1 pseudogene is annotated in these 396 nt (G+C 74.2%); it reads left to right on the top strand.

The window, feature by feature from the left end:
• A pseudogene (locus D7Y04_RS44910) lies at positions 1 to 396 on the top strand (zinc chelation protein SecC); the annotation flags it as partial.

The raw sequence follows: 396 nt of genomic DNA, 5'->3' as shown, positions 1-396 counted from the left end.
GGCGCTGCTCGGGCGCGCCTCCGTGCCGGGGCTCCCCGCTGGAGACCGGCAGGTGCTGAGCGTGGGGGTGTTGTTCGCCTCGGCGTCGAAGAAGCTCGGCCGCTCGCGTCCGGAGGACAACCCGCTGCTGGACGTGGTGTTCGACGTGCAGTTCCGCGAGTGGAGCGCGAAGCACGCGGAGCTGGTGAAGAAGTACGAGGCGCTCGCCGGCGGCTTCGCCGAGGAGACGCTGCCACCCGAGGCGCGCGAGGCCCTCCAGCAGGCTCGCGGGGGTGACGTGGACGCGCTGCTGCGCTACGTGCAGTCGGACCCGGGAATCGCCGAGCGCATCGCCCGCGAGGCCCGGGAGCGCGCCGCTCGCGTCGAGGCCCGGATGCGCGAGCCCTCCTCTCCGCC

Origin of the sequence: Corallococcus sp. AB038B, from assembly GCF_003668955.1 — a bacterium.
GTDB lineage: Bacteria > Myxococcota > Myxococcia > Myxococcales > Myxococcaceae > Corallococcus > Corallococcus exiguus.
The sequence above is the reverse complement of the archived record's forward strand: the minus strand, read 5'-3'. Positions and strand labels throughout refer to the sequence as shown.